Source organism: Pseudoalteromonas distincta, assembly GCF_000814675.1.
Taxonomy (GTDB): Bacteria; Pseudomonadota; Gammaproteobacteria; order Enterobacterales; family Alteromonadaceae; genus Pseudoalteromonas; species Pseudoalteromonas distincta.
Window position 1 is genome coordinate 1 of record NZ_JWIG01000018.1, and the last position, 5,732, is coordinate 5,732.

A 5,732-nucleotide genomic window follows, 5' to 3' on the forward strand; every position below is an offset into this window, starting at 1 on the left:
ACGGAATGTAACTTGATAGAATTCATTGAGTATCGTTTTGTGGAAGCGTTCGCAGATACCATTTGTTTGCGGTGACATAGCTTTGGTTTTTGTATGATCGATATCATTAATAGCCAGATATAACTGGTAATCATGATGTTCGACTTTGCCACAATATTCAGTGCCTCTATCGGTTAGAATACGTAGCATGGGAAGCTCGTACTGTTCGAAGTACGGCAGTACTTTGTCGTTGAGTATGTCAGCCGCAGTAATTGGCGTTTTCGTGGTGTAGAGCTTAGCGAACGCTACTTTGCTGTATGTATCAACGAAGGTTTGTTGGTAGATACGCCCAACGCCTTTGAGATTACCCACGTAAAATGTATCTTGAGAGCCTAGATAACCTGGGTGAGCCGTTTCAATTTCACCACACGCTTCGTCATCATGTTTTTTCTTTTCAAGCGCAGCTACTTGAGCGTCGGTGAGAATAATACCTTCGTTAGCAACTTTATTTTCTAGTGCCTTGAGACGCTTTTTGAAGTTCTCTAGGTCATGACGTAGCCATATTGAACGAACACCGCTGCCAGAAACGAATACGCCTTGTTTTCTGAGTTCATTACTCGTTCTGTGTTGGCCATGAGCTGGATAATCGACAGCGTATTTAATGACGGCTTGTTCAGTTGCTTCATCAACTCTATTTTTTAAGTTTGGCGCTCTACGACTTTTATCAATTAACGCATCAAGTCCACCGTCTTCGACGAGTTCTTGATATCGATAAAATGTATCACGGGATACGCCCATCACTTTGCAGGCTCTTGATACGTTGCCAAGTTCTTCTGCAAGATTAAGTAAACCCGCTTTGTGTTTAATAATTGGATTGTTAGTATATAGCATGAGAGTTACCTCTTATATGTTTTGATTTAAAGATTCGACACCTTTTATCAAAACGGGTAACTCTCACTTTTTCAAGTTGATGTGTCAGATCTTGTCTGAACTAATACAACTAAGTCACACGTTAATTCATCCATGCCCGCGCGTGGTGGATCAACTAATATGGTTTGGCAGTCATAGCTTTTTAAATCAATCCCTTCTAAACGCGAAAAAGTACGCTCGCCATTCATTGCTTGAGTAAACTCTTCACTCGACATACGAATAATATCTAAGTTTTCTACGTTGTTTTTAGCAATGTTGTATTGAGCAGAGTGAACAGATGATTTTGATATTTCCGTCGCTAATACTTTATTAAAACAGCCCGCTAGTGCAATTGAAAAGTTACCGTTACCGCAATACAGTTCTAGTAAATCATTTTTAAGTGGTTTACATAAATCTTGTGCCCACTCCAGCATATTAATATTTACTTTTGCATTAGGCTGAGTAAAGCTATTTTCTACTTGTTGATAAATAAGCTCTTGCCCATTAACTGTTAAACGTTCAGTTACAAAGTCATCACCTAGTACTTCTTTTTGTTTGCGAGCTCGGCCTATAAAGTCAATTTTGTATTTACTGCTAAGCTTTTCTTTCAGTGCTTTAATTTCACTTAACCATTCATCATCCAGTGGTTTGTGATAAAGCAAGCTTACTAAAATTTCACCGCTTAGCGTTGATAGGTAATCGATTTGAAATAACTTACGGCGTAATATTTCACAAGGCTTAAGATGCTCAATCATCACCTGCATTATTTCACCTACTAGAGGCGCTGCTGGGTCAAATGTATCAACACGGATTTTTTCTTTTGTTTGTTGATCAAACATAATGTGAAACAGATCATCACCGTCGTGCCATACTCTAAATTCAGCACGTTGGCGGTAGTTAGTTGGCTCTGAGCTAAATACTTCTAGTTGCTCCACACCAAAACGTTGAAACTGCGTACTAATGCGCTGCTCTTTTTCACTTAACTGCGCTTGGTACTGTGTGGTATCTATTTTAATAACTGCCATTAACGCTACTACCTTATCTAAGATCTGTTTATCGGCGCTATTGTAGGGAGCGCTGCGTATTTGTCTAGTTTTGGCTAGCATTTATGCTGTTTTATTGAACATTGTACTTTAGTTTTTGTTGTTATAGCCGATAATAAACTACGCACGCTTAGGAGACGAATCATGAAAATAGGTAATTATGGCTTTACGCCAAACAACAACATCAATAAATTCAATAATAAAGCTGATATACAGCAACCTACAATTACGTCTCCTCAAGATAGCTATCAACAACGAGGCCGAGAGTTGGCCGCAAAGGTGCTTGGCGATAAAATGGCTGAGCAGCTTGGATTACCTATCGCAGAAAAAAAAGCAGATAAACCACTATTTGATTTTGATGAAATAGTAAAAAACGTACTCGATTTTGTAAGTAGTGCTGTAAATAAAGCAAAAGCTAACGGCGCTGATGATGAAAAGCTCAAAGATATGCTAGGCGATGCGCGCAAAGGAGTCCAAATAGGGATTGATGACGCTGTTGATGAACTCAAAGGTACTGGCGTATTTAATGATGACATGGAAGAGGGCATTAATAAGTCCAAAGAGGGAATTTACAATGGGCTGGATAAGTTTGAAGAGTCGTTATTTAACCCACAACCTGCCAGCGTAAATATAAGCCAGGCCCAATACGTCAGTATGACGAGTAATGCAGAATATAAATTTACAACCGCAGAAGGCGATGAGGTAAGTATTAGCTTTTCTGATGCATTTGAATCTCAATCGGCAAGTGGCTATCAGCAAAATAGTAATAGTGAGTCGTTTGCAAGCTCATCATCGCAATCTCGACAGGTATCATTTTCGATGTCGGTAAATGGTGACTTAAATGAGCAAGAGCAAGAAGCTATTAATGCGATGATGGAAGACTTACAAGATTTAAGTAAAACCTTTTTTGGTGGTGATTTAGATGAAGCATTTGAACAAGCGCAAGAGCTGAGTTTAGACAACGAACAGCTGGTGGCTTTTTCTATGGATTTACGCCAAACAAAAACAATAGCAACAGTTAAAAGCTATGAAGAATATAGACCAGCACCAGAAAAACAAGTAGCAGAGGGTTTAGCCCCTTTTAATGACGACCTTAAAAATGCTTTTGAAAAAGCGGGTGAGCTTGGATTACAAAATCAGCTAGCTGGCATTCTCCAATGGTTAAATCAAGATCAGGAACAAATAGATAAGTTAGTAGATTATACAAAGTCTATGTTCGAAAACCTTAATCAGTTAAATTCAGCAGCCGACAGGCTTACTGATTTAGAAGCCACGCAAAGTTAAACTACTTTCTTTTATAAAAACCTCATGGCAAACTGCCGATCTTAAAGTAAAGTAGGAACGGTAGTTTGTCAGCGCATATAATGGTCTTTGATTCAGGTATTGGTGGAACTACTGTACTTGAACATATCAAGCAAAGTATCCCCAATGCTCAGTACAGCTATTTTATGGATAATGCATTACTACCTTATGGTGCTCAGTCCCAACAAACTATAATTAACCGGTTATGTTCACTTATTCATTTCATCAAAGCCAACACGCTTAACGTCGATTTAATTGTAATAGCGTGTAATACAGCTTCTACATCTGCACTCAGCGCTGTTCGCCAAATTACGGATATTCCTATTGTAGGTGTTGTGCCAGCAATAAAGCCTGCGGCAGAATTAACACGCTCAAATCATATTGGCTTGTTAGCCACACCGGCAACGGTCGCCAGTTCATACACAAAAACATTAATTGCTGAACATGCACGTAATGTGATCGTTAATCTGTATAGCAGTGTTGAATTAGTAACGTTAGCTGAGGAATGCTTTTTTACAGGCTCTTTAGATACAAATAAGTTGTATCAAGTACTTGATGAACTACATATAGATAAAACTATAGATGTACTTGTACTAGGGTGTACGCACTTTCCGATATTAGCAGGGCCGATTAGTCAGTACTTTGAAGGGAATGTAAAATTACTTGATTCAGGTGTAGCGATAGCAAATAGAGTCAACTTCCTACTTAACCAACTTAACTTATGTGTGGATAAACAAACAGACATAAAAAAGCCGCTGCAATATTATGCAACGGCTGATGTGTTTAGCAATAAGCTAGCGGTAAAGCTAGTTACACTGACTGATCCGTCTCAGTACGTAGAGCATTAGAATCATCTTCTTGTTTTTGTTTTGCTTCACGTACCTTTAAAGTACGTTGTTGGAACTCGCTATCGTTCAAGTTAGCAATTGCATTGTCTGCATCAGCTTGCGCCATTTCAACAAAACCAAAGCCACGACGTTTGCCAGTATTCTTATCCTTTAATAAACGAACATTGAATACTTTGCCTTGTTCTTCAAATAATGCACGAACCACACCTTCGTTTGCACGATAAGGAAGGTTACCAACATAAAGCGTTTTTGTTTTAACTTCAGCTTCTTCAGTCACATCAGATGATATTGCAGCAATAGCAATCGCACCTATTAATAAACCAGCACCAAATAGTAATGCAGGGTTTAAAGCTAAGCCGCCTAAAGCAAACTCAACAACAACAAAACCAACTACAGCAAGAATAACAGAGAAGATAAAAGATTTTTGATCGGGTAATTTCATTTTAGATCTACCAATAAACAGGAAATAAACATTAATTTAACATTGTGAACTTGCTATCTTAACGCCTAAATCAAACATAGCAATGATATTTGTATTAAATAATAAATAAGAGCATAAAAAAGCATCATCTTAGACGGGTTTTCATGTGGTTTTACGTGGTTTTGTTCTATTTTTGTTCGAACAGTAAAAAGATCTAAAAAAAGGGTTGATCTGTTTTCGGATCTCCCTATAATGCGACCCCACTGAGACGGGAAACGCCAACGCATAGCGAGGCACGAACTACTCAGAGAGTTAAATAAAACTTCGGTTTTAAATTGTCGAAAGAAAGTTTAAAACAAAGTGTTGACTCGAAAAATAAAGGGTGTATTATTCGCATCCCTTGAGACGCTAAAGCGACTCAAAACGTTCTTTAACAATATAAAGCAATCATCTGTGTGGGCACTCGTACAGATTGAGTTCTAACAGCCAACCTACTTAGGTAGCGAGGCAAAAAAATTAGAGTCTCAATTGAAAACTGAGTGACCAACAGAATAGTTATTTCGGTAACTATTCGGCACAGTCAATTCAATATCGAAAGATATTAAAAAATTCAGAATTCATTGAGCTGTCGAAAGACATAAAACTTTTTAATTGAAGAGTTTGATCATGGCTCAGATTGAACGCTGGCGGCAGGCCTAACACATGCAAGTCGAGCGGTAACAGAAAGTAGCTTGCTACTTTGCTGACGAGCGGCGGACGGGTGAGTAATGCTTGGGAACATGCCTTGAGGTGGGGGACAACAGTTGGAAACGACTGCTAATACCGCATAATGTCTACGGACCAAAGGGGGCTTCGGCTCTCGCCTTTAGATTGGCCCAAGTGGGATTAGCTAGTTGGTGAGGTAATGGCTCACCAAGGCGACGATCCCTAGCTGGTTTGAGAGGATGATCAGCCACACTGGGACTGAGACACGGCCCAGACTCCTACGGGAGGCAGCAGTGGGGAATATTGCACAATGGGCGCAAGCCTGATGCAGCCATGCCGCGTGTGTGAAGAAGGCCTTCGGGTTGTAAAGCACTTTCAGTCAGGAGGAAAGGTTAACGGTTAATACCCGTTAGCTGTGACGTTACTGACAGAAGAAGCACCGGCTAACTCCGTGCCAGCAGCCGCGGTAATACGGAGGGTGCGAGCGTTAATCGGAATTACTGGGCGTAAAGCGTACGCAGGCGG

At 39.8% G+C, this 5,732-nt stretch carries 4 protein-coding genes, 1 rRNA gene and 1 pseudogene; 3 read left to right on the forward strand and 3 right to left on the reverse strand.

The window, feature by feature from the left end; genetic code table 11:
- Both QT16_RS12095 and trmA read right to left on the reverse strand, forming a co-directional pair.
- Window positions 1-870 (reverse strand): IS481 family transposase (locus tag QT16_RS12095; protein ID WP_039488549.1); only part of this gene is annotated, 870 nt, incomplete at its 3' end.
- Window positions 871-977: 107 nt separating this feature from the next.
- Window positions 978-1,913: pseudogene (trmA, locus tag QT16_RS12100) on the reverse strand (tRNA (uridine(54)-C5)-methyltransferase TrmA); the annotation flags it as partial.
- Window positions 1,914-2,075: 162 nt separating this feature from the next.
- On the opposite strand from trmA, the gene QT16_RS12105 reads away from it, so the two are divergent.
- Window positions 2,076-3,215 (forward strand): DUF5610 domain-containing protein, encoded by a 1,140-nt coding sequence (locus QT16_RS12105; RefSeq protein ID WP_039488550.1) that lies wholly within the window; start codon window positions 2,076-2,078, stop codon window positions 3,213-3,215.
- Between the two features lie 65 nt (window positions 3,216-3,280).
- Entirely contained in the window at window positions 3,281-4,081 is an 801-nt protein-coding gene (gene murI, locus QT16_RS12110) for a glutamate racemase (RefSeq protein ID WP_039488551.1), read from the forward strand.
- Here the strand turns inward: murI and QT16_RS12115 are convergent.
- Entirely contained in the window at window positions 4,044-4,523 is a 480-nt protein-coding gene (locus QT16_RS12115; protein ID WP_024596401.1) for an RNA recognition motif domain-containing protein, read from the reverse strand. The two genes, murI and QT16_RS12115, sit on opposite strands and share 38 nt — an antisense overlap.
- A gap of 627 nt (window positions 4,524-5,150) precedes the next feature.
- On the opposite strand from QT16_RS12115, the gene QT16_RS12120 reads away from it, so the two are divergent.
- Window positions 5,151-5,732, forward strand: a 16S ribosomal RNA gene (locus QT16_RS12120); the annotation flags it as partial.

Coding starts and splice junctions, on each gene's coding strand:
- QT16_RS12115 (WP_024596401.1), bottom strand. CDS start 4,523: ATGAAATTACCCGATCAAAAATCTTTTATCTTCTCTGTTATTCTTGCT.
- QT16_RS12105 (WP_039488550.1), top strand. CDS start 2,076: ATGAAAATAGGTAATTATGGCTTTACGCCAAACAACAACATCAATAAA.